This window comes from Chitinophaga sp. NPDC101104 (assembly GCF_050277495.1).
In the GTDB taxonomy this organism is placed as follows: domain Bacteria; phylum Bacteroidota; class Bacteroidia; order Chitinophagales; family Chitinophagaceae; genus Chitinophaga.
Genome location: NZ_JBNNSF010000001.1, coordinates 2207501 through 2233452 on the forward strand (window position 1 = coordinate 2207501; position 25952 = coordinate 2233452).

The 25952-nt window shown below is 56.9% G+C and carries 15 protein-coding genes; 13 read left to right on the forward strand and 2 right to left on the reverse strand.

The annotated features are described in order from the left end of the window. The first annotated feature begins 4 nt into the window (after window positions 1-4). From ACQKLP_RS08865 to ACQKLP_RS08920, 12 genes are all read left to right on the forward strand, one after another. Window positions 5-1552, forward strand: a complete 1548-nt coding sequence (locus ACQKLP_RS08865; RefSeq protein ID WP_427322057.1) for a SusD/RagB family nutrient-binding outer membrane lipoprotein — start codon at window positions 5-7, stop codon at window positions 1550-1552. 44 nt (window positions 1553-1596) lie between these two features. After that, a complete protein-coding gene (locus tag ACQKLP_RS08870) occupies window positions 1597-3768 on the forward strand; it encodes a glycoside hydrolase family 20 protein (protein ID WP_427322059.1) in 2172 nt (723 codons plus the stop codon). A gap of 9 nt (window positions 3769-3777) precedes the next feature. After that, the gene (locus ACQKLP_RS08875; RefSeq protein WP_427324359.1) at window positions 3778-5085 is read left to right on the forward strand and encodes a gluconate:H+ symporter; all 1308 of its coding nucleotides are present in this window, start codon (window positions 3778-3780) and stop codon (window positions 5083-5085) included. A gap of 14 nt (window positions 5086-5099) precedes the next feature. Beyond that, the gene (locus ACQKLP_RS08880; RefSeq protein ID WP_427322061.1) at window positions 5100-5573 is read left to right on the forward strand and encodes a RidA family protein; all 474 of its coding nucleotides are present in this window, start codon (window positions 5100-5102) and stop codon (window positions 5571-5573) included. A gap of 49 nt (window positions 5574-5622) precedes the next feature. Beyond that, window positions 5623-6645 (forward strand): PfkB family carbohydrate kinase, encoded by a 1023-nt coding sequence (locus ACQKLP_RS08885; RefSeq protein ID WP_427322063.1) that lies wholly within the window; start codon window positions 5623-5625, stop codon window positions 6643-6645. A gap of 323 nt (window positions 6646-6968) precedes the next feature. Then, window positions 6969-7607, forward strand: coding sequence for an RNA polymerase sigma factor (locus ACQKLP_RS08890; protein WP_427322065.1), 639 nt, complete (start codon window positions 6969-6971; stop codon window positions 7605-7607). An 18-nt stretch (window positions 7608-7625) separates the two neighbouring features. Next, window positions 7626-8831: a FecR family protein gene (locus tag ACQKLP_RS08895; protein WP_427322067.1), complete on the forward strand. Its 1206-nt coding sequence runs from the start codon at window positions 7626-7628 to the stop codon at window positions 8829-8831. A 315-nt stretch (window positions 8832-9146) separates the two neighbouring features. Continuing rightward, window positions 9147-12563 carry a SusC/RagA family TonB-linked outer membrane protein gene (locus tag ACQKLP_RS08900; protein ID WP_427322069.1) on the forward strand — a complete coding sequence of 1139 codons (3417 nt, stop codon included), beginning with the start codon at window positions 9147-9149 and terminating at the stop codon, window positions 12561-12563. A gap of 39 nt (window positions 12564-12602) precedes the next feature. Further along, the gene (locus tag ACQKLP_RS08905) at window positions 12603-14093 is read left to right on the forward strand and encodes a RagB/SusD family nutrient uptake outer membrane protein (RefSeq protein WP_427322071.1); all 1491 of its coding nucleotides are present in this window, start codon (window positions 12603-12605) and stop codon (window positions 14091-14093) included. 40 nt (window positions 14094-14133) lie between these two features. Then, window positions 14134-14859 carry a DUF4843 domain-containing protein gene (locus tag ACQKLP_RS08910; protein ID WP_427322073.1) on the forward strand — a complete coding sequence of 242 codons (726 nt, stop codon included), beginning with the start codon at window positions 14134-14136 and terminating at the stop codon, window positions 14857-14859. Window positions 14860-14882: 23 nt separating this feature from the next. Beyond that, window positions 14883-16481, forward strand: a complete 1599-nt coding sequence (locus ACQKLP_RS08915) for a PKD-like family lipoprotein (RefSeq protein ID WP_427322075.1) — start codon at window positions 14883-14885, stop codon at window positions 16479-16481. 40 nt (window positions 16482-16521) lie between these two features. Next, a complete protein-coding gene (locus tag ACQKLP_RS08920; protein WP_427322077.1) occupies window positions 16522-17757 on the forward strand; it encodes a thioredoxin family protein in 1236 nt (411 codons plus the stop codon). A 99-nt stretch (window positions 17758-17856) separates the two neighbouring features. Here ACQKLP_RS08920 and ACQKLP_RS08925 read toward each other — a convergent pair whose 3' ends face one another. Both ACQKLP_RS08925 and ACQKLP_RS08930 read right to left on the reverse strand, forming a co-directional pair. Continuing rightward, window positions 17857-20991, reverse strand: a complete 3135-nt coding sequence (locus ACQKLP_RS08925) for an ATP-binding protein (protein WP_427322079.1) — start codon at window positions 20989-20991, stop codon at window positions 17857-17859. Then, entirely contained in the window at window positions 20991-22838 is a 1848-nt protein-coding gene (locus ACQKLP_RS08930; protein ID WP_427322081.1) for a CHAT domain-containing protein, read from the reverse strand. The genes ACQKLP_RS08925 and ACQKLP_RS08930 overlap by 1 nt, the downstream gene beginning before the upstream one ends. Window positions 22839-23036: 198 nt before the next feature. Between ACQKLP_RS08930 and ACQKLP_RS08935 the strand changes: the two genes are divergently transcribed. Next, window positions 23037-25952 (forward strand): caspase family protein, encoded by a 2916-nt coding sequence (locus ACQKLP_RS08935; RefSeq protein ID WP_427322083.1) that lies wholly within the window; start codon window positions 23037-23039, stop codon window positions 25950-25952.

The window sequence follows — 25952 nt, forward strand, 5'->3', positions numbered from 1 at the left end:
GATCATGCAACGCATTACCAAATATACTTTCGCGCTTTTGCTCGGCGCTTCCATGGGGCTCGCTTCGTGCGACAAAGGTTTCGAGGAAATGAACACCAATCCCAACGCCTCCACTAAACCGAACGTCGATTACCTGTTCTCGCAAAGCATTTTGCAGGGGAATTACGTGTACGACCGGGTGTACTTCTATACTTCTTACCTCACCTGCGGCGCGTTCGTACAGCATTTCGCCTTCGGGAAGGAGGTGACGCTGGCCGGCAGCGGCGATAAATACGGGCAGGTAGACAGCTACCAGGGCCAGTATTTCCGCTTCGCCTATACGAATGTCCTCACTACGCTGGGAGAGCTGATCCGCACGGCGGACGCCAATCCCGACCTCGTCAATAAATCCGCTTCCGCCCGCATCTGGCGCGTGCTCATCCAGCAAAGGATCACGGACCTGTACGGCGACGTGCCGTATTCCGAAGCGGGGAAAGCGGTGACAGACCGGGTATACCAACCGAAATACGATGCGCAGTCGGCCGTGTACGACGGTATGCTCCGCGACCTGGAATCCGCCATAGGCGCGTTCAACGACGGAAAAATGAAATTCGGCGCGGCTGATTTCGTGTATAAGGGCGATGTCGCCAAATGGAAGAAACTCGGATATTCGCTCATGCTGCGCATTGCGATGCGGATGACGAAAGTTGCGCCGGACAAGGCCCGCGAGTGGGCGCAGAAGGCCATTGCGGGAGGGATCATCATGCAGGAAAGCGACCAGGCGATCGTGCAGTACGGCAGCGGATCGCAGAATTACAACGTGAACCCGGTGGTGTTCGAGATCGTGGGGCAGGATATCAAGCCCAGCTCCAAAGGGGCGGACAATACCGAGAACGGCAAGTTCAGCAAGACGTTCATCGATTTCCTCAAGGCGAAGAACGACCCGCGCCTGCCGGTGATCTCGGTGGTGTGGAAAGACGGGAAGCCCGATACGTCTGCCGCCATTCAGCGCGGGATGCCGAACGGGACGGAAGGCCGGCCGGATGATTTCGTGACTTATTCAGAGCCCAATCCTGCCACCGTGCTGCAAAACTCCGCGCCGCTGATCGTGGTGTCTGCCGCGGAAATGCGGTTCCTGCTGACGGAAGCGGTCCTCCGCACATGGGCTACGGGAAACGCGGCACAAACGTATAAGGAAGGGATCGAGATCGCGATGCGCAACTGGGCATTGTTCGGGGAAGGCGGAAGGATCGCTCCGGACAAGATCAATGCCTATACCACGGCGAACGCCCTGAACATGGCCGGATCGTTCAACGATCAGATGAACCAGGTCCACAGCCAATTCTGGATCGCATCGCTGTTCGACGAGCAGGAAGCGTACGCCAACTGGCGGAGAACGGGCTTCCCCGTGCTGGTGCCGGTGAATGCGAAAGATAATATGACGAACGGCACCATCCCGCGCAGGTTGCCCTACAGCAGGACCGAGCAGGGCAGCAACCGTTCCAATTACGACGCCGCCCTGGCGCGCCAGGGAGCCGATTTACTGACAACCCGCATCTGGTGGGATAAATAAGGCCGATGCGGACATTTATCCTGACTATTGTTTTACTGGCGGCCATGCCAACAACGAGGGCTCAACGGGCCGGTGCTTCTCCACACGGAGCGCCGGCCCCGCGGGCTTCCGCGGCCGTAAATCCCCTGATCCCTTCGCCGGTGGCGTATCGTGTGATGAAGGGGGCATTGATATTGAAGGGAGATCCCGGCATAGCGGCGCCTCCCGAACTGGCTCCGGCCATTCGCCTGCTGGCGGAGTACTGGAAAATGAATCCCGGGACCGGCAGCCAAATCGTTTTCCGGACCGATACGCATGCGGTGAAACAGCCCGAAGGCTACCGCATGCATATCCATCCCAAACAGGCTGTCATCACGGTGCGCGACGCAGACGGCGCGTTCCGGGCCGTGCAAACCCTGCGCCAGCTGGCGCGTACATCCAACGGGGCCATTCAGTTGCCTGCATGTGAGATCGAAGACGCGCCGCGTTTCCCGTATCGCGGCATGCATCTCGATGTGAGCCGTCATTTCTTTTCCGTGGATTTCGTAAAGGGATTCATCGACAGTCTCGCGCTATACAAATTCAATACCTTCCATTGGCACCTGACCGACGATCAGGGCTGGCGGATCGAAATAAAAAAATACCCACGCCTGCAATCGGAAGCCGCCTGGCGGAACGAAACGCTGATCGGGCATAAGAAAGAACTGCCCCATCGCTTCGACGGGAAACGGTATGGTGGTTTCTATACACAGGAAGAAGTTCGCCAGGTAGTTGCCTACGCCGCTTCGCGGGGGATCGAAGTGGTGCCCGAGATCGAGATGCCCGGGCATGCGCAGGCCGCGCTCACGGCCTATCCGCATCTGGGCTGCACCGGAGGGCCGTATCAGACCGCTACTTTCTGGGGCGTGTTCGACGATGTTTTCTGTGCGGGGAAAGACAGTACGTTCCTTTTCCTGGAAGAGGTGCTCGAAGAAGTATTGCCGCTTTTTCCTTCGCAATACATCCATATCGGCGGCGACGAATGCCCTAAAACGCGCTGGAACGCTTGTTCCGCCTGCAAACAACGCATGGTCGATGAAAACCTTCCGGACGCGGATGCCCTGCAAAGTTATTTCGTCCGCCGGATCGGTAAATGGCTGAATGCCCGCGGCCGCAAGCTCATCGGCTGGGACGAAATCCTCGAAGGCGGCCTCGCGCCCGGCGCTACGGTCATGAGCTGGCGCGGTACCGAAGGCGCCACTGCCGCCATTTCCCAGGGCCACCGCGTCATCATGACGCCCGAAGACGAATATTATTTCGATCATTATACATCTTTGTACGACGACGAGCCCGTAGCCGCAGGCGGCTACACGACGCTGAAGGAAGTCTATGCCTGGGAGCCGCCCATGCCCGCGCACATTGCCGGCATACAGGGACAGCTCTGGAGCGAATACCTGCCAACGGAACAACAAGCCCTGTACATGCTGTATCCCCGGATGCTGGCACTCGCCGAAACGGCATGGAGCCCCGATCCCGGCAAATCCTGGATGAATTTCCTGGTACGTCTCCGGCAGAAAGACCCGGCTTTGGTCCCCGGTGAAATCGTCATGCGCGCACAGACGCCGCGTCCCGGCACCATTCGCGTTTCGCTGGAAGGTATCGGAAAGATCGCCTATCGCCTCGACGGCGGGCCGGTGAAAATCTATTCCGCCCCGTTCGATGTCCGGAAATCGGCCGTGCTGGAAGCCTGGCGCGCAGATAGCCCCTCCGGCCGGAAGCTCCGCCGGGAATTGACGGTGCACCTTGGAACGGGAGCGCCCATCCGGCTGCATCAACCTCCCAATACGAAATATAACGCCGCCGCACAAACGCTCGTGAACGGCGTGTGGGGAACGCACCGTTACAACGATGGCCAGTGGCTGGGCTTCTCCGCCCGCGACCTCGATGCGGTGGTAGACCTCGGCGAAAAGAAATGGATCCGGCGGGTGGGGGTAAACATCCTGAACTATCACTGGCAAAGGATGTGGGAGTCCGCCGTTTTTCAAGTCCTCGTATCTGCCGATGGTAAAAATTTCACGCAAATCGCGGAAACGGACAGTTTTCCCGTCAACGGCATCAATGCCATACGGCTGTCCGTTGCCCCGGTGGAAGCGCGTTTCGTGAAATTCATCGCGAAGCATAAAGGCGTCATCCCGCCGGGCGAATACGGCGCAGGCGGCAACAGCATGTTGCTGGCCGACGAATTGATTATCGAATAAAACCCGATGATGGCTTTTGTGATCGTTGCAATCTGCATTGTTTTACTGGTGATTTTGCTGACCTGGGGAAAGATGAACGCTTTCCTCGCATTCCTCCTCGTGTCCATGATCGGCGGCGCATGGCTGGGCCTCCCGCTGCCGAGGATCCCCGTCGCTTTGCAGAAAGGCATCGGCGATACGGTGGGAGGCCTGTTGTCCATCCTCGCGCTGGGCGCCATGCTGGGCAAGCTGGTGGCCGAAAGCGGCGCCGCGCGGCAGATCGCGCAGGTGCTGGTAGGGCTCTTCGGCCCGAAGCATGTGCAATGGGCCTTGATGGTAGCGGGTTTCATCATCGGGATCCCGCTGTATTACGGCGTGGGGTTCGTGCTCATGGTGCCGCTTATCTTCTCCGTCATTTACCGTTATCAACTGCCTGCCGTGGCCACTGGGCTCCCGGCGCTGGCGGCGCTTTCCGTCACCCATGGCTTCCTTCCGCCGCATCCCTCGCCGGTGGCGCTGGTGGGTGCGTTTGGCGCGGACATGGGGAAAACGCTGTTGTACGGCCTCGCCGTTGCCATACCGGCCATCGTTATCGCCGGGCCTCTGTTCGCGGTCTTCCTCCGCCGCATCCCCGCAGGTGAATCCGCCCTTTTCCGCGCATCGGAATCCGGGCCCGCAGATGCGCCCATGCCCGGCAAAGCCGCCAGCTTCTTCACCGCGCTGCTGCCCGTTTTGCTCCTGATGAGCGGTGCGGCGGCACAGCACTTCTTTCCCGGCGTATCATGGCTGCAATTCGCCGCAGACCCGGCAATTGTGATGCTGTTTTGTATCTTCACCGCCACGGTAACGCTGGGGACCATGCAGGGCCGCGATATGACGGCCATCATGCGCATCTGCGGCGACGCCGTGAAAGACATCGCCCCGGTATTGCTCGTGATCGCCGGGTCGGGCGCTTTGAAACAGGTATTGACGGAAACCGGCGTCAGTGAAAGAATTGCGGGCGCCATGCAGTTGTGGCCCGTACCGCCATTGGTACTCGGCTGGATGATGGCCGCCATCATCCGTGCCTGTGTAGGTTCCGCCACCATCGCCGGGCTCACGGCCGCCGGCATGCTGGCGCCGCTGGTGAAAGCCGGGCTGGTAGACCCAAACCTCATGGTATTGTCTGTTGGCGCGGGAAGCCTCATGTTCTCGCATGTCAACGACGCGGGTTTCTGGATGTTCCGGGAATATTTTTCCCTCAGTATCAAAAGCACGCTGCTGTCGTGGTCCGTCATGGAAACGCTGGTAGGTGTGGCTGGACTGGCGGGCGTATTGATTTTACATTCGATCTTATAAAAACAGGATATCTTATGAATTACAATGCAGAAGAGCAGTTTGCGAAAACCGGGCTGGTATTGCCGCCGGCTCCCGCGCCGCTGGGCGTTTACAAGCCTTGCCTGGTAGACGGGAAGTACCTTTATCTTTCCGGCCACGGGCCCGTACAGAACGATAAATCCCTCATCATCGGCCGCATCGGCAAAGACATGGACATGGAAGCCGGTAAGCTCGCCGCGCGGCAGGTGGGCCTTACCATGCTGTCGACCATCGTGACGCATCTCGGCAGCCTCAACCGGGTGAAACGGGTGATCAAGGTATTGGGGATGGTGAACTGTACGCCGGAATTCGAGCGGCATCCGTATGTGATCAACGGCTGCAGCGAGCTGTTCGCAGCGGTATGGGGCACGGAGAACGGGATCGGGGTACGCAGTGCCGTGGGTTTCGGATCATTGCCCGATAATATTCCCGTAGAAATCGAGGCGCTCTTCGAATTGCACGATGATTGAAAGCCTTGATTACCGGGAAAAAAATTACATTGCCGGAAAATCACCGGGTATGAATCCTGCTATTGCCACTTTCGGGGAATTATTGCTGAGGCTGCACAGCGGCGGCGACAGCCGTTTCCTGCAAACCTCCGGGTATATTCCGTACTACGCCGGCGCGGAAGCGAACCTGTGCGTATTGCTGGCAAGGCTGGGCATTCCCGCGCAGTATATCACGCGGGTGCCGGATAACGATCTTGCGTTGGCCGGCATCGCGCAATTGCGCGGGCATGGGGTAGGGGTGGAAAAAGTATTGTACGGCGGACGGAAACTGGGATTGTATTTCTCTGAAACAGGCAACCACATCCGGCCCGTCCAGGTGATTTACGACCGCGCCGGCAGCGCGTTTTCCGAATTGCAGCCGGGAATGGTGGACTGGGAAAGCATTTTAAAAGATCAAACCCATTTCCACTGGACGGGCATTTCGCCGGCGCTTTCCGCTTCTGTGGCGGATGTCTGCGCCGAAGCGATAGCTATTGCCCGCAGCCGGGACCTCACTATTTCCGCCGATCTCAATTACCGATCGCGCCTCTGGCAATACGGTAAACATCCCAAAGAAGTGATGCCCGCATTATTAAAACATTGCCACATCGCCATCGCCGATCTCGATGCCTGTAATGTGTATTTCGGCATGACGACAGACCCCTCGCTACCCTGGACCCGCCGTTTCGAGATGGCGGCGCAGGAGCTGCAAGCCCGCTTCATGCCCGGAACGCATACGCTGGCCATGAGTTTCCGTGTTCCTGAAAACGACCGCCTGTATTACACCGCCGCGCTCATGAGCGGCGGCAAAGCGTATTTCAGCCGGGTGAAGATCGCCCTACCGCAGGTGAAGGAAAGCATCGGGACGGGAGACGCCTTCGCCGGAGGGCTCCTCTATGGTACCATGACCGGCCTCTCTCCCCAGGAAATCATCGATTTCGCCACCGCCTGTGGTGTACTGAAGCAAAGTGTTCCGGGCGATTGGCCCCTGTTCTCCAGATCCGAAATCGACGAGATGGTGGCGCAAGGGATCAATACACGCATCTCGCGTTGAGAAATTGAACATAAAAAAGTTGAGGAAATTGACGCTTCCCGGTTATATGCATGGCCGGGAATTTTTTATTGTTTGCGCGAGTTCCGTCAAAAACATGGGACGCCTATCGTCGGCTTAAACGCAGCGGGAAGTGAATGGTACAGCGGCTGGCGGGGAGATATTGCAATCATTTTGATGAATTCCGATGCTTTTTTTGCATGTGTTACTGCGCTACATTAATTAATTCTGGCGGGCCTATATCAAATTAATATTATCGCGGAAACCATCACTTTTTTTACTTTAGTTTGCATCTCCGCAGATAATGTCAACCAATGCCGCCAGCTATGCCTGTAAGCCAGAATTATGACGAAAATGCGCTGCTGCAACGAATAGCAGACGGCGATGAGCGTGCATTTGGCGTATTGTTCTCCCATTACTATCCCCGGTTGTTCCCGCTGGTCCACCGTTTTTCCCTCACCGATACCGACGTGCAGGAAGCTTTGCAGGAAACCTTCATCCAGGTGTGGCTGCACCGCGACCGCCTTCCGGAAATCGCGAACCTGCAGGGCTGGCTGCTCCGGATCGCATCGCGGCGGTGCCGGGAATTGCTCCGGAAGCACCTGTTGCAGGAGCGCACTATCGCAGGCGCAGCGCTGGCGGCTGAGGAGGAAGTGGCGGACACACCGTCGCACCATATGCAGGGCGGGGAATTGCGGCGGCTGGTGCAGGAAACGCTGGACGGCATGCCGGAGCAGCGCCGGAAAATTTACATCATGAGCAGGGAGCTGGGCCTGAAACCGGCGGAAATCGCGCAACAGCTTTCCCTATCCGTCAGCACCGTGAAAAACACCCTGGTTACCGCATTGAAACAAATGCGCACCCGCCTGGAAGAATCGGGATACATCGTTTGCTCCGTATCCGTTTGCTGCAAAATTTTTCTTTTTACGATAGTACGTTCTTCATCGGCGATGCACTTCATTTAGGTCAAGCTACCTAAAACCATGAATTTCGATCGCTTTCAATACCTGCTGGAACAGTACAAAGACCAACAGCTAACTCCCGCGGAACGCGAGGAGCTGCTGGCGTTGGCCGTGGGAACGGACGATGCCGGATGGGACGCGCTGTTCGCGCAGCTCGCCGCCGGCCAGGAACCTGCTCATTTCGACGGGCCGTACCTCGACGGAGAGCTGGGGCGCGTGTTGCGGGTCGACAAGCCCGCGCCGGCGGTCCGTTCCGCTAAGCATATGCAACGCTGGAAATGGATGGCCGCGGCCGGCGTGCTGTTGCTGCTGGCGGTCGGCAGCTATCGTTTATGGCAGCGGGGCCAGTCGCGCACCGAAATGGCCACCGTTCCCGTTTCTCCGGCGCAGATCGCTCCGGGGCGCGAGGGGGCGGTGCTGACGCTGGCGGATGGCCGGCAGGTAGTGCTGGACAGCTTGCAGAACGGTACCATCGCCAGTCAGCAGGGTACGCAGGTGGTGCTCAACAACGGCCAGCTCGTGTATGATGCACACGCGTCATCCGCAGCCTCCATCAATCGCATCTCCACGCCCAACGGCCGCCAATACCAGGTGATCCTGCCAGACGGTACGAAAGTCTGGCTGAATGCGGCCAGCACGCTCCAATACCCCACCGCTTTCACGGGAAGCGAACGGCTGGTGGAGCTTTCCGGCGAAGCTTATTTTGAAGTGACCAGCCAGCCTGCGGGGCCGAACGGGAAAATACCCTTCATCGTCAAAACTTCCCAACAGCAAATACGTGTTACCGGCACCAGCTTTAATGTAAATGCCTATCAGAACGAACCTTCCGTCAAGACTACTTTGCTGGAAGGTAAAGTGCATGTAGACGGTCTGCCGGTTACGGTGGGGGATGTTGGCGGGGTAGACTTGCTTCCCGGAGAACAAGCGGCCACCACCGGTGCTGAAGGCCCAAGGGTGGCCGGCAACGCGGACCTCGCGAAGGTGATGGCCTGGAAGAACGGGGCTTTCAATTTCGAGGGGCTCCGGCTCGACGAGGCGATGCGGCAGCTGGAAAGGTGGTATGATATCAGGGTAACATATGAAAGGGGCATGCCGGATATCCGGTTTTTCGGCGAAGTAGACCGAAACGTCAACCTTGGCGACCTGCTGGAAATGCTGGCGGGGGCAGGGCTTTCCTACCGGTTTGAGCCGGGCGGACAACTAGTAATTCTCAACAAAACCAAATAATAAAAATGCCGGACCGCCCGCAGTTAGGGCCTGCGCGGCGCATTCGGCTTACAGGCAGACATGAAAAAACCGTCACGGTTAGGGCCGGTGACGGTGGATGATTTCAGTTCGTGCAAAACGGATTTGACCAACCACATTTTATCAAACCAAAATCAGTTGCAAGGTATGCAAAAAAATGCCAATTGGTGCGGGGATTCCTTTGCCGCACTGCCAGACAGGCCAACCGCTGACCCGGCAAGGCAGCGGGCCCCTTCTGCCGTGAATGACGGCCGCACAGGGCCAATTCGTTTTACAAAGACAACTTTCTGGATCGCGATGAAATTAACAGTGTTCCTATTAACGGCCGCCTTCCTGACCGTACAGGCGGAGCCCGGCAACGCGCAAAACGTGACCCTTTCCGGCCGCGACATGCCGTTGAAACAGGTGTTTGCCGCCATTAAAGAACAAACCGGGTACCATGTATTCGGCAACTCGGCATTGCTCCGTTCAGGCAAGCCCGTTTCACTCACAGTAAATTCCCTGCCGCTCAGCGATTTCCTCCGTGAAATTTCGAAAGGGCAGGCATTCACCTGCGAAGTGAGGAGCAAAACCATCACACTGATCGCCAAACCCGTTGCGGCCGTTGCGCCCGACGCGGTTGCAGCAGACACGTCGAAGCCCGCCGCCACGGTAACGGGCAGGGTGGTGGATGAAAAAGGAGTGCCCGTAGCCGGTACCACTATTGCCGTGAAAGGCGCCCGGCAAGCGGCTATCTCCGACGAAAAAGGAACATTCTCCCTGCAAGGTATCTACACCGGCACCACCATCTATTTCACCAACATCGGGTTCAAGCCGAAAGCGGTCACCGTCTCGGATGCATCGAAAAGACTGGACGTTGTCCTCGAAAGGAGCGTGGCCAGCCTGAATGAAGTAGTTGTAAATACCGGGATCGTTAGCCGCAAGATCAGCAGCTTTACCGGCGCAGCCACTACGCTCACCAAAGAAGACCTCCTGAAGGTAAGCAACAAGAACGTTGTGCAAAGCCTCAAAGTCCTGGAGCCTTCGCTGATGATCTTCGACAACCTCGAGCTCGGCTCCGATCCCAATAAGCTCCCGGAAATGATGCTCCGCGGCAACTCCTCTTTCCCGCAGGGCGAGCTGGCAGACCTGAAGGGCGACTACGCCAACAGCCCCAACCGCCCCCTGTTCATCCTCGACGGCTTTGAAGTGAGCCTCACCAAAGTGGTAGACCTCGACATGAACCGGGTAGAGTCCATTACCATCCTCAAAGATGCGTCGGCCAAAGCTATTTACGGCGCCAAGGCGGCCAATGGCGTGGTGGTGATCGAAACGAAGAAGAACACCGGCAACAAGGCCATCGTTTCCTACAACGGCAGCCTCGATATCGAAACGCCCGACCTGTCCAGCTACAACCTGACCAATGCAGCGGAAAAGCTGGAAGCGGAAAGGATCTACGGGATGTATTCGCAGATATCGGACTATGCGCCCAATTATCAAACCCAGCTCCAGCTCGACCAGCAATACAACCAACGCCTGCAGGCCGTTCTTTCCGGTGTGAATACCGACTGGATGTCCAAACCCCTGCGCAACGGCTTCGGCCAGAAACACGGCATTACCGTGGAGCTCGGCGAAAGGGACCTGAAGCTGATCGCCGACTTCTCCTACAACCGCATCGCCGGCGTAATGAAAGGCTCGTCGAGGAATGTGCTGGGCACTTCGGCTGCCATGTCTTACCGCTACAAGAACGTGCTGTTCCGCAACATCCTCAGCTTTACCGACGCCCGCAGCAACGATTCCCCCTTCGGTACCTTCAACGAATACGTGAAGATGAACCCCTACTGGACGCCATACGATGAATTCGGCAACCTGAAACAAAACGCCGAAACGGGCCTGGTGCCCTACGTAGGCAGCACTTCGGTAGCGCGGCTCTTTTTCCCGAACCCGCTCTACAACTCTACGCTCAATACTAAGCTGAGCAGCGACTACACCGAGTTTACCGATAACTTTTACACGGAAATTACCGTGGCCACCGGCCTGAAAGCCTTGCTGCGCGGAAGCTTCACCAGCACCAAGAACCAGGCCGACGAGTTTTACCCCGCCAACCACCTGAAATTCCAGAATTTCACCGGCGACGATTTCTTTCGCAAAGGCTCCTACAAAAGGAACGAAGGCGCGCAGCTGCGGTATACGGCCGACTTCAACATCAATTACAACAAGCCTTTGGGCGACAGGCACCTGATCTTCGTGAACGCCGGCGCCAATATCGGGCAGCGCAGCTTCGAGGAGGTGGCATATAACGCCGAAGGTTTCCCGAACGACCGGATGAACGACATCCTTTTTGCCGCGCAATACGCCAAGTATCAGAACCGGCCCACCGGTCAGGAGGGTACCACCCGCGATCTGGGGCTGCTTTCCATCGTGAGCTACTCTTACGACGAGCGGTTTTTCGTCGACGCGTCTTTCCGGGCCAGCGCCTCTTCCCAATTCGGCGCTAACCACCGCTGGGGACCGTTCTGGAGCACCGGCGTGGGCTGGAACATCCACAACGAAGAATGGATCAGCAGGATGCGGATTTTCGACCGGCTGAAGCTCCGTGCTTCCGTGGGCTCTACCGGTTCGCAGAACTTTAGCTCTTACCAGTCGATCGCTACCTACGCCTATTTCCTCGACAAGATTTACCAGGGCTACCTCGGCGCCTATCTGAAAGGCATGGCCAACCCGGACCTGCGCTGGCAGCAAAAGATGGATTACAACGTGGGCATGGATTTCTCCATCGCCAAGCGCCTGAGCGGCAGGATCGACTACTACCAGAGCATCACGCAGAACACCCTGCTCGATTTCACCCTGCCGCCGTCTACCGGTTTTTCCAGCGTGAAGGAAAACCTCGGGCGCATCCGCAACACGGGCCTGGAAGCGATGGTTACATATAATGTGTATTCGGATCCCCGCAACCGCTCGTACTTCGCAGTCTCTGCGTCGGCCATCCACAATAAGAACGTCATCCTTTCCATCTCCAACGCGCTGGATGCCTACAACCAGCAGCAGGACAAGATTTCCGGCGACCGGTTCAATAACAGGCCGGTAGTGAAATATTACGAAGGCGCCTCCATGGATGCCATCTGGGCGGTGCGCTCGCTGGGCATCGACCCGGCGAACGGGCAGGAGATCTACCTCACCCGCAACGGCGTGAGAACATATACCTATTCCCCCAACGACCAGGTAGTGGTGGGCGACAAAATGCCCAACGTATCGGGGACCATCGGGCTCAACGGCGAATACCGCGGCTTCGGCATCAACGCCTATTTTACGTTCCGCCAGGGCGGGCAGTTGTATAACCAGACACTGGTAGACCGGGTGGAAAACGTGGATATGAGCTATAACGTAGACAAGCGCGTACTCAACAGCACCTGGCATCAACCGGGAGACGTAAAGCCCTTCAAGGCGCTGGGCTCCGTGGAAGTACAAAATCCCGACGGCACCTGGACGCGGAAGTTCATCCGCACGCAGCCCAGCAGCCGTTTCGTGATGGACAGGAACGAGCTGTCATTGGCGTCGCTGAGCCTGTCGTACGACTTCTACCGCTGGGCCTGGCTGAAAGATGCGGGGATCCAGCGCCTGCGGGCCGCATGCTACACCAACGATCTGTTCATCCTTTCCTCCATACCGGTAGAGCGTGGCGTCAACTATCCGTTTTCGAGGAAGTTCTCCTTCAATCTTTCCGCTACTTTTTAAGGATGCGGACAATCATCATTTGAAAACGAATCAGCTGTCATGAAAAGACTTTCCATATTCATCATCGCCATTGTAGGCCTCAGCGCCTGCAAGAAATGGCTGAACATCACGCCCAAATCCGAGATTTCCGCTACCGAGCTGTTCAAATCTGAGCAGGGGTATAAGGACGCACTGATCGGTTCCTATTTGCTGATGACCTCGTCCGGATCCTACGGGTTCGAGAGCACCGTGGGGCTCGTGGACGTATTGGGCCAGCAATACGCGATGCCGGGCACCACGCATCCTTATTACTTTGCGTCGGCGTACCAATACGATCATTTGTCGGTGGTGCCGAAGAAAGACAACATCTGGGCAACGGGTTACCAGGCCATCGCCAATCTCAACAACATCATCAATACGATAGACGGTAACCACGGCATGCTTCACCCGGCCAATTACGCGATGATAAAAGGGGAGGCCCTGGGCCTGCGGGCGTTCCTGCACTTCGACCTGTACCGCCTCTTTGGCGCGGGAAACCTGGTGAACGATCCGTCGGGCCTCGATTTGAAAGTGCTACCGTACGTGAGCCGGTTCGCCAAACAGATCACGCAGCCTTCTTCGGGCAGGGCGTTCCTCGATTCCGTTGCGGCCGACCTGTCTGCCGCCGCTTTCCTGATGGCGAAGTACGATTCCATGAGCGTAGACCGTAATGCCGCGACCGGCGTAGATATCCCGAATACCGACCAGTTTTACAACAACCGGCGGATGCGGTTCAATTATTATGCTGTAAAGGCAACGCAGGCCCGGCTGCACCTTTGGCGGGGGAACTACGACCTGGCGAAGGAAGCCGCGCAGGAAGTGATCGACAAAGGGCTCCGTTACCTTGTTGCCTTCAACAACGGCAATATCAACGATCCCAACCCGGTCAACAAGGACTTTACGTTCAGCACCGAGCACCTGTTTTCCCTGAACGTGCAGAATATGTACGATATCATCAAACCATCCATCGACCAGTTCGGGCCAGACGGCATCAACACGAATACGTCGAAGCTGGCGCACAGCGGAACGGTGGCCAACGAATTGTACGAAGTGAACACGAAGCCGGGCATGTCGTTGTCGGACTACCGCTACAAGGAATTGTACAAGAAAGTGTCTTCCACCGATTACCTGTTGCTGAAATTCACGTACGTTACCAATTCCACGTTCAAAGACCGCATGCCCCTCATCAAGCTGCCGGAAATGTATTACATCATGGCGGAATGTTTTAACGAGCAGGGCGATGTGGCCACTGCAGTAGACTACCTCAACCGGATGCGCATCAACCGTGGCATTTCCAACCAGTACAACCTGCCGGCGAGCCTGACCAGGCAGGAGGTAACGGCGGAAATTTTAAGGGAATACCGGAAGGAATTCGTTTCCGAAGGCCAGCTGTTCTATTACTACAAGCGGAGAGGGGAAGCAACCATCCCGGGTACCGCCAAGGCGATGAACAACGCCATTTATATGCTGCCACTGCCGCAGCGGGAAATCGAAATGGGCGGCGGCAACTGATCGCCCGACCGCAGTTCTTAATCGCAAAAAATGCATGACCATGAAAAAACTACGTTTCATTATAGCCGGCATCTGCCTGTTGTTTGCCTGTAAGAAATCGCAGGTGCAAACATATTCGGACGAAGCCCCGGCGATTTATTTCACGCTGACGAACTATTCCTATTCCTTTATGGACGACCTGGATTCCACCTCCCGGCTGATTTACCTGCCGGTGAAGCTCTCCGGCTCGCTGAAAGACGAAGACCGCGCATTTACGATGGAACCTGTCAACGATACGAATACCACCGCGGAGCCGGACTGGTACGAGATCAGGCAGGGATACCTTCCCAAAAACAGCGTAAACGGCGTAGTGCCGATCGTGCTGAAGCGGAATGCCACCGTGGATACGTCTTTGGTGAGGCTCCGACTGAAGCTCAAGCCCGGCAGCGCCCTCGATACCATGCCCAACGCCTCGGTGCAGGTGGTGTGGACGGGCAAGATCATCCAGCCCGTGAACTGGGCGCGGTGGCTGCGCTATTATTTCGGGACGCCGTTTTCCACCGGTTGGTACAAGTTCATCATCGAAGCCACCGGGCGCTCGTCTTTCCCGTACGAGCCTATCCTGGCGCGGACAGATCCCGCCACCTGGTGGATGTCTGCAGGGCAGATACAGGCATATGCCCTGCAGGTGAAAGAAGCGCTGCAGGCTTACAATGCGGCGCATCCCGACAGTCCGCTCCGGCATAACGACGGGCAATACAAAGGGGAGCTGGTGTCTATGCCCTGATTCTTCATTTAAAATTCATTACCGTGAAAAGATCCATCTGTTATATATTGATCGCAATGGCGGCGGTGGCCGTTTCCTGCGTCAAAGACAAATCCACGCTCTACCTTGCGAAAGTGGAGCCCATCGTCATTGATACAGCCGGGATGCCGGCGTCTTACGTCGTATTCCAGTTCGACACGCTGCGGGTGGCGCCCGCCATCAAGTTGGAAGGGAAAGACCCCTCCAGCCTGCGTTACCAATGGACGATGAACGCCTTCGGCGGATATGAGCGCGTGGTCGGCAATGCAAAACAGCTCGATGCCCGCATCACCGAAAACCCCGTCACCACGCCATACGCGCTCATCCTGCGGGTGACCGATACCGTCACCAACCTGAAAGCCTTCTTTTCCTGGAACATCAACGTGGTATCTCCCTTCGGCGAAGGCCTCATCGTGGCCGATACGAAAGACGGCGTCAATGGCGACGTGAGCCTCGTGATGGCGTTTAATTTCACGTCGGGCTTCCTCACGGATAGCGCTACGTCCCGCGTTTTCATGAACGCTTACAGCAAGGCCAACGGGAATCAGCCCGTGCCCGGCCTGGTCCGGCAGCTGAACTATATGCGCTACAATTCCATGAAAGACATCACGCTGCTGACAGATCAATCCTTCATCCGCCTCAATCCCAATTCGTACGAGGCCACGGTGAAAGACAAGGAGCTGTTCGTGCTGGCGCCCGCCGCCATCAAGCCGGATGCCATCCAGACCGCCATCACCCGCAACCAGCACCAGTACCTCGTCAACAACGGAAAAGGGTACGGCCGTTACGGCGATAACAAGCAATTCGGCTACTCGTTCCTGGCGCCGGATGCGGCGGGGTATGAAACGAAGCAGATCTGCGGCCTTCAGGAGCCCGCGTTCAACCTGCAAACCGGCGGGGCCTTGTATGACGAAAAGAACAACCGTTTCCTCATGTTGCCTAAAATGACCAGCATGAACAATCCCCTGGTGGCTTTCAGACCGGTCGATTATTCCGATCCCGCACCGGCGTTCGATCCGAACGCGATGGGGGACAAAACTTGTATCGCCATGATGGAAGGCTACGACCAGCGGATACTTTCCATCCTCAAAGACCGCACGAGCGAAAAATACTTCGCCTGCCAGGTGAAGCTCACCGAGCCCATGACGGGCAAAATGGGCGTGGCCATGAACGATATCAGCAATAACCCGGACATCTCCTCGGCCCGGTATTTCACCTGCTCCACCGCCGAACAGGTGCTGTTTTATGCGACCGACAACAAAGTCTACGCCACGATCATGGAAATCGGCAGCCCGGCCGTTACCCACCTCCGTTACACCGTGCCCGCGGGAGAAAGGATCACCGGCATGAAAATGCATACCGGCGGGGGAAGGATGTATCTGCCGGACCCCAACGCCCCGGGCGACTGGCAACAAAGGAAAACCGCCACGTCTGCCAACCGTTTGCTGGTGCTCAGTACCTACAACGATGCCACAAAGGAAGGCAAGATCGTAGCCATCCCGCTGGAGCTGCTGGGAGTGGGCGGACTGGTAACAGACCCGGCGTACTTCAGGATTTTCGGCGGATTCGGGAAGATCACCGCTTTCAGCTTGCAGGCATTATAAAATCATTATCCATTATCCATAACGCAATAAAAAAATAATCATGATTTTCAGAAATTTTCAAAGGAGCATACTCCTGGCGGGATTGCTATGCCTGCTGGGCGGTGCTTGCGGGTACGCACAGGGCATTGAGTTCATGCACAACCTCGATTCGGCGCTGGCGAAAGCGAAAGCGGAAAACAAGATCGTTTTCGTGGATTTTTACACTTCGTGGTGCGGGCCGTGCAAGCAGATGTCTAACGAGGTTTTTCCGCAGAAAGAAGCCGGGGATTATTACAATTCCCGGTTCATCAGCTGCAAAGTGCAATGCGACGACAAAGGCATCGGCGAAGCGGTGGGCAAAAAATACAAGATCAACGCATATCCAACGCTCATGTTCATGGATACCAATGGCAACAACATCCATTCCATGGCGGGCGGGCTGGATGTAAAAGGGCTCATCGGCCTGGCGGAAACCGCTACCGATCCCACCAAAAACCAGCTTTCCATGGTAAAGGAGTGGGAAGCGGGGAACAGGACACAGGTTTTCATGACGCGTTACTTCAACAACCTGGTGAGATCTTACCGGAACGACAAGGCGAAAGCCGATTTCGATGCGTACTTCAATTCGCTTAGTAAAGAGAAGAAAGCTGATAAAAATACCTACGAACTGATGCAGATCGTCCGGGTAGGGCCGTTCAGTGCGCCTTTCGGGCATATAGAAAAGAACCGCACGGATTATTACAAAACCATCGGCAAGCCGGCCATCGACAGCTTCATCGCCACCAGCTACCTTTGGTACCTGAAAGGCGTGCAGGCTACCGGCCTGAGCAACAAGGACCTGGCGCAGTTCAACAAGGAACTGGCAATGTTCAAGGCTAAAAAGTACCCGTATTATGAAGAATATGCCATGTTCTACTCGGTGTTCGATTCGAAAGACGCGGCCGGAAAAGACGATATCAACCTGTATATGAAGCGCGGTACCGAATTCCTCGCCAAATACGGGGAAAAGAACGACTCGTACACCCTTTCCCTCGCGTCGATGCTGGGGAACTGGACCGGCCGGAAAGACGCGGGCGCGGCGGGTATAACCTGGATGGAGACCTTGCTCGCAAGAAACCGCGATCCCCGCTACCTGAACACCTATTTCTACATCCTGTGGCGCAATTTCCAGTTTAATAAAGCGGTGGAAGTAGGGAACGAAATCCGGGACGGATTGGTGAAGAACGGCAGAAGTACGGCGGATATCGACAAGCAGATCCAGATGGTTAAGGATCTCATCGTGAAATACGGCGGCTGAGGTACGCTTTTGCCAGACCGGTGGAAGCATCATGCAATTCGATTTTTCCACAACTATGCGCCCGGGCCATGTGCCCGGGCGTTTTTGCATTTTATCAGCTTACTTGAAATGCAACCCCAACTCCCTTAACTGCTTCTTATCCGTAATGGGCTGCACCGGCGAGCCCGGCGCATACAGTTTCGCCCAGATCGATGCGGGGTCGAAAACATTCAGGCGCGAAGTGTCGTTATGGAAGATCGTGAGGTAGCGGTCGCGGGCGTAGAAATAGGTTTGGCCGCCGTTAGACATGCCGAACAGATCGTTCGAGGTGATCAGCAGTCCTTTTTTCAGCGCGAGATTGCTGTCCAGCACCAAAAGCCGGTTGTTTTGCGTGTACACCATCACGTCGCCCGAAGCCGCGTTGAAAAGCTGGTCTTTCACCCCTTCCGGAACTACGTACTGCCGTGGTGGTGTTTTCTTCCGGATATCGTGCCTGAAAATGGTGTCTGCGGCTTCGCTGGTGGCGCCCGGCCCGGAATGGGCGTTCCGCAGCATGATGGCGTAGCCTTTCCCCATATGGATCCCGATGGGAATACCGGTCAGCGATTCGGAAGCGCCGTTGTTGAAATTGGAGACGTTCACACCATTTACTTTACTGAATGCGAACGCATTTATCGGACTGTTCCCCAGTACCACGGCAAACATTTCCGTAGCCAGGTTGGCGTAGGCATAGTGAATGTCGCGGTTGAAAGGGGCGTCGTAAATCAGCGTATCGGCACCGTTCAGGATATTGCAGATGCTGGGCGAGCCCCAAAGCGGGGAGCCATCGTCCGTGAAATCGGTGAAAGTGATTTCGCCGGAAATGCGGTGCAGTTCCACGCCGGTTTCGCTGATAACATGTAACTCCGGGTAATAGCCGAGATTGTATTCCAGGTACATGAACTTGCGGCGGTCGCGGGAAACCGTGACGGTAGACGACGCCGCGAACCGCGCAAACACCTTCCCGTATTTATTCAGCAACATGATCCTGTCCCTGCCGTTTTCCACATAGGGCACGATGAGGTTGCCGGAAGCCGTGGCCTGGATGTGATAGGATTCATGTTCGTCGTTCGCGTATTTCAGGATGTCGGAAACATCGTGCAACTGCTGCCCCGTTTCCAGGGGAATGCGGATGGTCTCGTCTTTTACGGGGTCGTACAGGAACCCTTCATTCCGGAGCCAGTACATCGCCCGCATGCGGTTGCCGCGCGAATTACCTTTGGTCGATAGCCCGGTGGATACCAGTTCCTCGCGGATGGTGCGCTTGCTTACCGCCACCAGGTTCGATCCGTTGACGAAATAGGCGTACGGCACGGAATCGAATTTCATGAGATTGGTACCCTCGATGGTGCTGATTTGATATGATTTCAGGGAGTCCTGCGTTTCCTTGGGCAGGATGTTGTATAGCACGAGCTTCCCGTCGTCGGACAGGTCGATGTCCAGCGCGTCTACTTTCACGAACGGCATGGTGTAGGTGGAGACGGCGAACAAAGCCTGCGATTTCTGCAGCTGCATGATTTCCTGCAGTTTCTCGTCCACCATTTTCGCATCTTCCCCATAGACTTTATCCCTGAACACCTTGAAAAGCCCCAGGGCTTCCCGGGCGTCTTTGCCGGCGAGGTCGAACCCCATGTACACGAGGCTTTCATTGCGGTTGAACGCGCGGCGCAGCGACTGGATGTACAGCGTGACCAAAGTGATCCCCACGAGCAGCAGCACGCCGATCACCCAGCTGTACCGCCACAGCCGTTGCCGGAACTTCTGGCGTTTTTCCTTCAACTGGTCTGCATGCCTTTTGTTCACGCTGGTCCTGTAAAACTCCACTACTTCCGCCGGCAGGTTCAGGCGTTTCATGTAAGGTTCGTAGGAGGCGATCTCGCGAAGGCTAAGCAGTTCGCTGGTATTATTCTTGAACCCTTCGTACCGGCTGATGATCTGCTTTTCGGTGAACCCCGTCTTTCGCTGTTCCTCCGTCCTCCGGTTGTCTATCAAACCTGCGAGGATATCGTGCGCCAGTTCGTACGTCTGCCCGTCGCTCCGCAGAATTTTATTCTTCTCCAGTTCCGTGAGGCAACTCGTCATCAGCGCCGACGACCGCCCCTGCAAGTACGGCGGCACCAGGCCGGTAAACCATATGCCGTTGTTCACGCGGGCATACGGCAGCGGCCGTTTCGTACCTTCATTGGTCACGAACGCATCGAGCACGTTGGCCACAAAATCGTCTTCTATGTCCGGAAAATCCTTTTCCAGCTGCTCCTGTATCACATGGATCCGCTCATGCATGAAGCGGTCCAGAACATCCTGCAAACTCCCGAACTGCCGGATGACGGTACTGTTCACCGTCAGCTGCGGCCAGGCGGAACCGGATGGTTCCGGCTTGTTGGGCGTGTTCATGTAAACCGTCCGCCAGAGCTGGTCGAGGTAGATCTGCAGATAGGGGAGCGATACGGTCTGCCGGTCCTGCAATACGTTGATGATCTCCTTGGCGTTATCCGCGCCCTGTTCCAGCCGGATGTTGAAGCGCTCGCAGCTTTTGAGGATCACTTCTTCCACGTTCCGGTTGTTCATCGTCTCGATGCGCAGCCGCCGGTCGCAGAAATCCGGGATGGCGCGTTCGAACGGGCTCAGGCCCGCGAAGAATTCCTCCCGCATGATGAACAGGAAATTGCAGAACTGGAGATCGGGGTCGTATAAAATATGGTCGATGATCTCGATGATCGTTTTCTTTTCCTCCTCCGTTCCCATGATCAGCAGTTCCTCGAACTGGTCGAAAATGAGGTAAACCGACCGGAGGTAACGGAGATTGATGCCTTTCAATGCCTCGTAAATCTTCTGTGCCGCATCTCCCGCACTGCGGCTGCGCAATACGGACGGCGCCTGTTTGTAAGCCTTCCCGCCCGCGAGCGAATTGGACGGCATCTCCCCGGAAAAGGGATCGGCGGCGGATTGCGTGGCCGTCACCAGCGATTCCACCAGCTGATCGCCACGGCGGACGAAGAGCGGGAACCAGTCGGTATCGTCCATCCGGTTTTGCAACCCGCATTGCACGATGCTCGTTTTGCCGGTGCCGCTGGTGCCGTACACGAGCACGAGGCGGTTTTTGTGGATGTGCTGGTACAGGGCGTTCACTTCTTCGTCGCGGCCGAAAAAGATGTTGTAGTCTTCCCTTCCATAAGGATCGAGGAATTTGAAGGGGCTATTGAGGATGCTGTTCATTACGGTGCCGGGGTTAGTGCCTGCTGGGCGAATTGCCGGAAGGCGGTGAGTTGTTGGCAGATGGCCTCATACCGGCCCTGTTCCTGCTGCTCGTTGCGCGCAAAACGGCGGTTGATGTTGATGCGCACATGGTCGAGCGGCTCATCGGGCTTGGGGACCGTCCGGAAAACATAGGTATCGTCTGCCGGTTGGTATTGCCCGAAAATGACGAGGTTGGAGCGGTCAGACCGGCTTTCGAAAGTGTTCACGTCTACCACGAGGGGCGAAAGGTTGAGGAATTCCAGCGAATCGCCTTTGTACTGGCGGCGTTCCACGTTGAAAACGGGCAGCGCCTGCTTGGTGAGCACCACGCCGCTATTGTCCAGGTGATGGGCGAGGAGGTAATAATTGATTTCGTGGCTGGCGTTGGAATTCATGAGCTTGACCACCTGGTGATCGAACACCGTGAGGGTATCGTGCCGGTATTTGTTGATGCGGATATTCTGGATGCTCGTGAGCGTGTAGCGATGGAGGAACCCCAGCCGCTCGAACACCGTGCTCAGCATGTCTTCCGCACGGATGCAAAGCGCGGGCACTTCCGCCTCGGGGATTTGCTGGCCGCCCGCCGCCCCGAAACCCGTGTACGTGGCCGACCGGATGTATTGCAGGAACACGCAGGCCTCGCTGAAAGGTTTGTTCTGCGGATCGTCGTCGCGCAGGGTGGAAAGCTCGCTCACGAAATACTGCACATCCGCCAGCGAATCGATGTATTTGCGGATAGACCGGATCAGCGCCGAGTAATCGTACACGGAGCGGTCGGCGATGGAAAGACCGAAATATTTATCGAGCAATTCCATCATTTCATCCGGCAGGTTCTCCACTTTCTGCGTGATTTTCAGCTCCCACAACTGCGAGATCATGATGATCCCCATGAACTCCGACGCGATGTGGAACGCCCGCCCGATCTGTTCGAGCCGTTTGATGCCGGGCTGCTTCAGCCCCTCCGCGCCATATTCCGCCGCAAACAGCGTTTTGAGCTGAATGGCGATGGGGTGGGGCAGCACGTCGAGGATCGTTTTCTGCAGCATATTGTCTTCGATGATCTCGGTCTGCCGCCGGTCGTCGATCTGTTTGGCGGGCAGATTGCCGTCTTTCACGAGCGCGTTGAACAGCGCCTGGGTCAGCTGCGCGTTGGGCTCGTACGGCGGCAGGGGCTTGTTGGGCTCGCTGGGCAGCGGGTTTACGTCCACCGCCGCGGCATTATTGAAAAACAGTCCCCAGAACGGTTCGCGGGGCGTTTTTCCGGGCAGGTTGAGGTCCCGGGCGGGCGGTGCGTCCACGCCCAGCGGCACCTGCGAGGCGAGTTGCGCCGATTTCAGCGCGGCGTCGAACGCCTGGCGGATGCTCATTCCCTTTGTACAGATGTTTTTGAAGAATTCCACACCGAAAATCCGGGCCGACAAATCATTCACCGCAGACGACGTCGCGATCACCGCCGGAACGCCGAGTGCCAGCAGCTGGTCTACCTGTGCGCCCGTGGAGCAGCCGTTGAGGATCACCAGGCGGAGGGCGCCTGCGTCCGCACTGGGTTTCAACAGGTAAGCGAGGCCTTGTCCGTTAGCGGCCTGATCGATAAACAGGAGGGATTGTTCGCCGGCGTGGCCGGCATAGTGGAAAATAGCGATCTCCGCGCCGTAAGTGGAAAAGGCGTTGTTGATGTTGGAAACGGTGGCGAAAGACTCCCGGTGAACGCTGTAATCTCCCCGGTTGGCGGCGATCAGGGTATTATGGATGCCCTCGTCTTCCTCCGTCACCGATTGCAACGGGGCCTGCGGAAGATTTGCAAAGGCAATAATGATCTTTTTCATGACTGATATGGAATTGGGGTAAATAAATTCCTTGCTGCACGATGGAAATCTCGACTTTTGGAGTTAATTTGGAGTCACAATCTATTACCTAAGGTACGATTTTTCAACGAATTAGTCAGGACGCGATAACCCCAGGAACAAACGAAGCAGTGTATTCGGTATAACCCCGGAATTCCTATTTAAATAGTAGCAGTATATATGCAAGAACGTCGATTTTATGCGGCTTTCGCCGGCATAAACGGATATCCCGACAGTCCGCTCAGCGGCTGCATACAGGACGTGCTGAAAATGGACCGCCTCTTCCGCGATCAATGCGCGGCGCAAGTTGGCCTTAGCTATCATCCCGCGTATTATCTCCAGCCCAATGCCGCCGACCTCCGGCTGCTCGACAAATACGCCGCTTCCATCGGCGCCCCCGTCACCTGGCTGCCGCCCACTTTCGACAACTTCACGCAAAAAATATTCACGCATTTCAGCGATGCAAAAGCCGGCGATATCTGTGTTTTCTTTTACAGCGGGCATGGCTCCCAAACCCCCGCTCCGCCTGAATTCCACCGGAACAATCCCAGCCGGAAACTGCAGACGCTCGTTTGTGCGGACAGCCGCACCACCGCGCGCGACCTCACCAACAAGGAATTCGCATACCTGCTCTGGAAAGCCTTCGGCAAAACGGATGCGCATTGCCTCGTGATCACGGACTGCTGTCATTCCGGCGGCAATACCCGCGCCCTCGCGCCCGCGGGCGCTATGGGGGAATTCCGTCCCCGTTTCCAGTCAGACGGCGATACGGAATTGGCCTTTACCGATTTGTTGGGGCACGATGTGCCGGGGTTTTTCAAACTGGAAGACGGGGAAATGAAACCCGAAATCGCCGGGTATATCCATTTCGCGGCCTGCCGGGCCGATGAGCTGGCGCAGGAATCCTGGCGCGGCGGGCTTTTCACGGGGCGGCTGACCGATACGCTCCGGGCCAACGGCGGGGCTACCTCGTACCGGGAACTCATGTGGCGGCTGCAAACCGTCGTGAATACGGCTGCGGCCGATCAGCATCCGGTCGTTTTTGCAGCTAAAAATGCCGACCTCGACGGGAGATTCCTGTCGGGCGCCATGTTGCCCGTTGTGCCGCGATATGAAGTCCTGTTCGATGTGAGCCTCCAGCGCTGGAAACTCTTCGCCGGCGCGCTGGAGGGCCTGGCGCCCGGGGCGGTGGTGGAGGTGAGGGACGGGGATTTCCGGAAGGAAGTGGAGCTGCAGGAAGTGGAAGCGCTTTTTTCCCTTATAGACATCGCTGACCTCGATACGGCGTCCCAAACGGCGCGGGCAACCCTGGTTAGGGCTGCGGCGCCGCGGCTGACGGTCGTTTCCGCGCCGGATCCCGCTTTGGAAGCGGCGTTGGGGAAAGAGCGGTACCCACTGGTCGACGTAAAGTTCGGGAACGGCGAAAGCGCGGCTTATGAAGTGTTCCGGCCGGAAGACGGTTCCTATGTTTTATTGGAGAACGGTGGTACGTTGCCGCTTTTTCGCAGAACGGCGAGCCCGGAAACGTTCCTGCAACACGCGCAGCGCGTTGGCGCCTGGATGGCCGCGCTCGACTGGAAGCGCCTCGATCCCCGGCTGGCCCGCGAACATTTCGAGCTGACGTGGAAAATCATAGAAGGTAGTAATCGTCAGCCCGTAGCAACCCCGGCAACGGGCGATCTCCTCGAGCTGCATTACCGTGACGGGGTCCAGCCCGCGTTCCGCCTCAGCATTGCGCTGAAGGCCGACGCCCCGGTAGAAAAATGCTTCGTCCGCGTGCTGTATCTCGGCAGTAAATTCGATATCTACCCGAATCTCATTAACGACGGCGAAGGCCCGTTGACGCGGGGCCGCGGTCCGCTCGAACTGGCTTACATCGATAACGGGAGAACGGTGTATGATATCCCCGTTTTCATCGATGAACAATACAGGGCATATAACAGGTACCGCATACACGATTATCTGAAGATCATCGTTTCCACCGCGCATTTCGACGTAACGAAATTTGAACAGGACGCCCTGGAGCTGGATGGCCCGGGCAGCCGCGGGCTGGGCAATTCGCGCGGGTCGGACGAAGATTCGCGGGAAGGCGTTGCCTGGTCGGTGTTTACGGCCCGCATCGCCACTTCGTTCGAGGGTTTGGAAAAAGCGATAGGAGCAGGGGAAAAAGTGAAGCTTGGGCCGCTGGAGATACAAACGCCGGCGGGTTTTTCCGGGAAATGCGCGCTCATTGCGGAAGGCGAGGTGCCGGCCGTTGAATCCGCCGTTTGGGGCGCCGGGCCATCCGGCAACGCGCTGGATGGCGGGATGGCGGTTTTGCGCGTGGAAATGACCGGGAACCTCCGGCCGGAGGAGCCTATGCGCGTATTGCTGACGCCGCCCCTGGCGCAAGTCCGGCAATTGCCGCCGCATGCTGTAATCCCGTTCGTGGCGGAATCGGATGCCTACGGGCCCGTGGGGTTCCAGGGAAGCTCCGGATACGTTGTGGTTACGGACGTTCCGGTAACCGATCTCCGTTTCAGGCGCATCTTCTTACCTGAAAAATATGCCGGCCTACGGATCTATTCCCGGGAAAACGGCTCCTGGCAACAGCGTCCCGGTTTCGATCCCGGCATACCCGGCGCCCTGCTGCTCGATGGTGTTACCGGCAATTCGGAACTGATGTGGCAGGCGTTTTCCGCGCGGCCCGATGCGCCCGCACAGCTGCTTCGGTTCGACTATTCGCCGGCAGACGACCAGTCTGTCATCGCGGAAAGCCTGCACGCCGCCATCGCGGGCCTTGGCGCAGGGAACGTGGCGGTCATCACCAACGGCATCGGCAGGCAATTGGCACAAATGGCGGAAATCCCGCAATCGGGGACGATCGTTTTTTCGGGAGACGAGCACGAAGGCCGGACATCGGGCGATTTGCTGCGCATGATAGCTTTCGCAGTGCGGGAAAGCGGTGTCGCGAAAACAGCCATCCCGGCATTGGCGGCCACGCTGCAACTACACGCGGATCATTCGCCGGATAAGGTGGATAACGGATTATATCCCGGTTATCTCCAGGACGAAAAAATCATCACATCGATCTTACATCAAATCATTCCACATTAA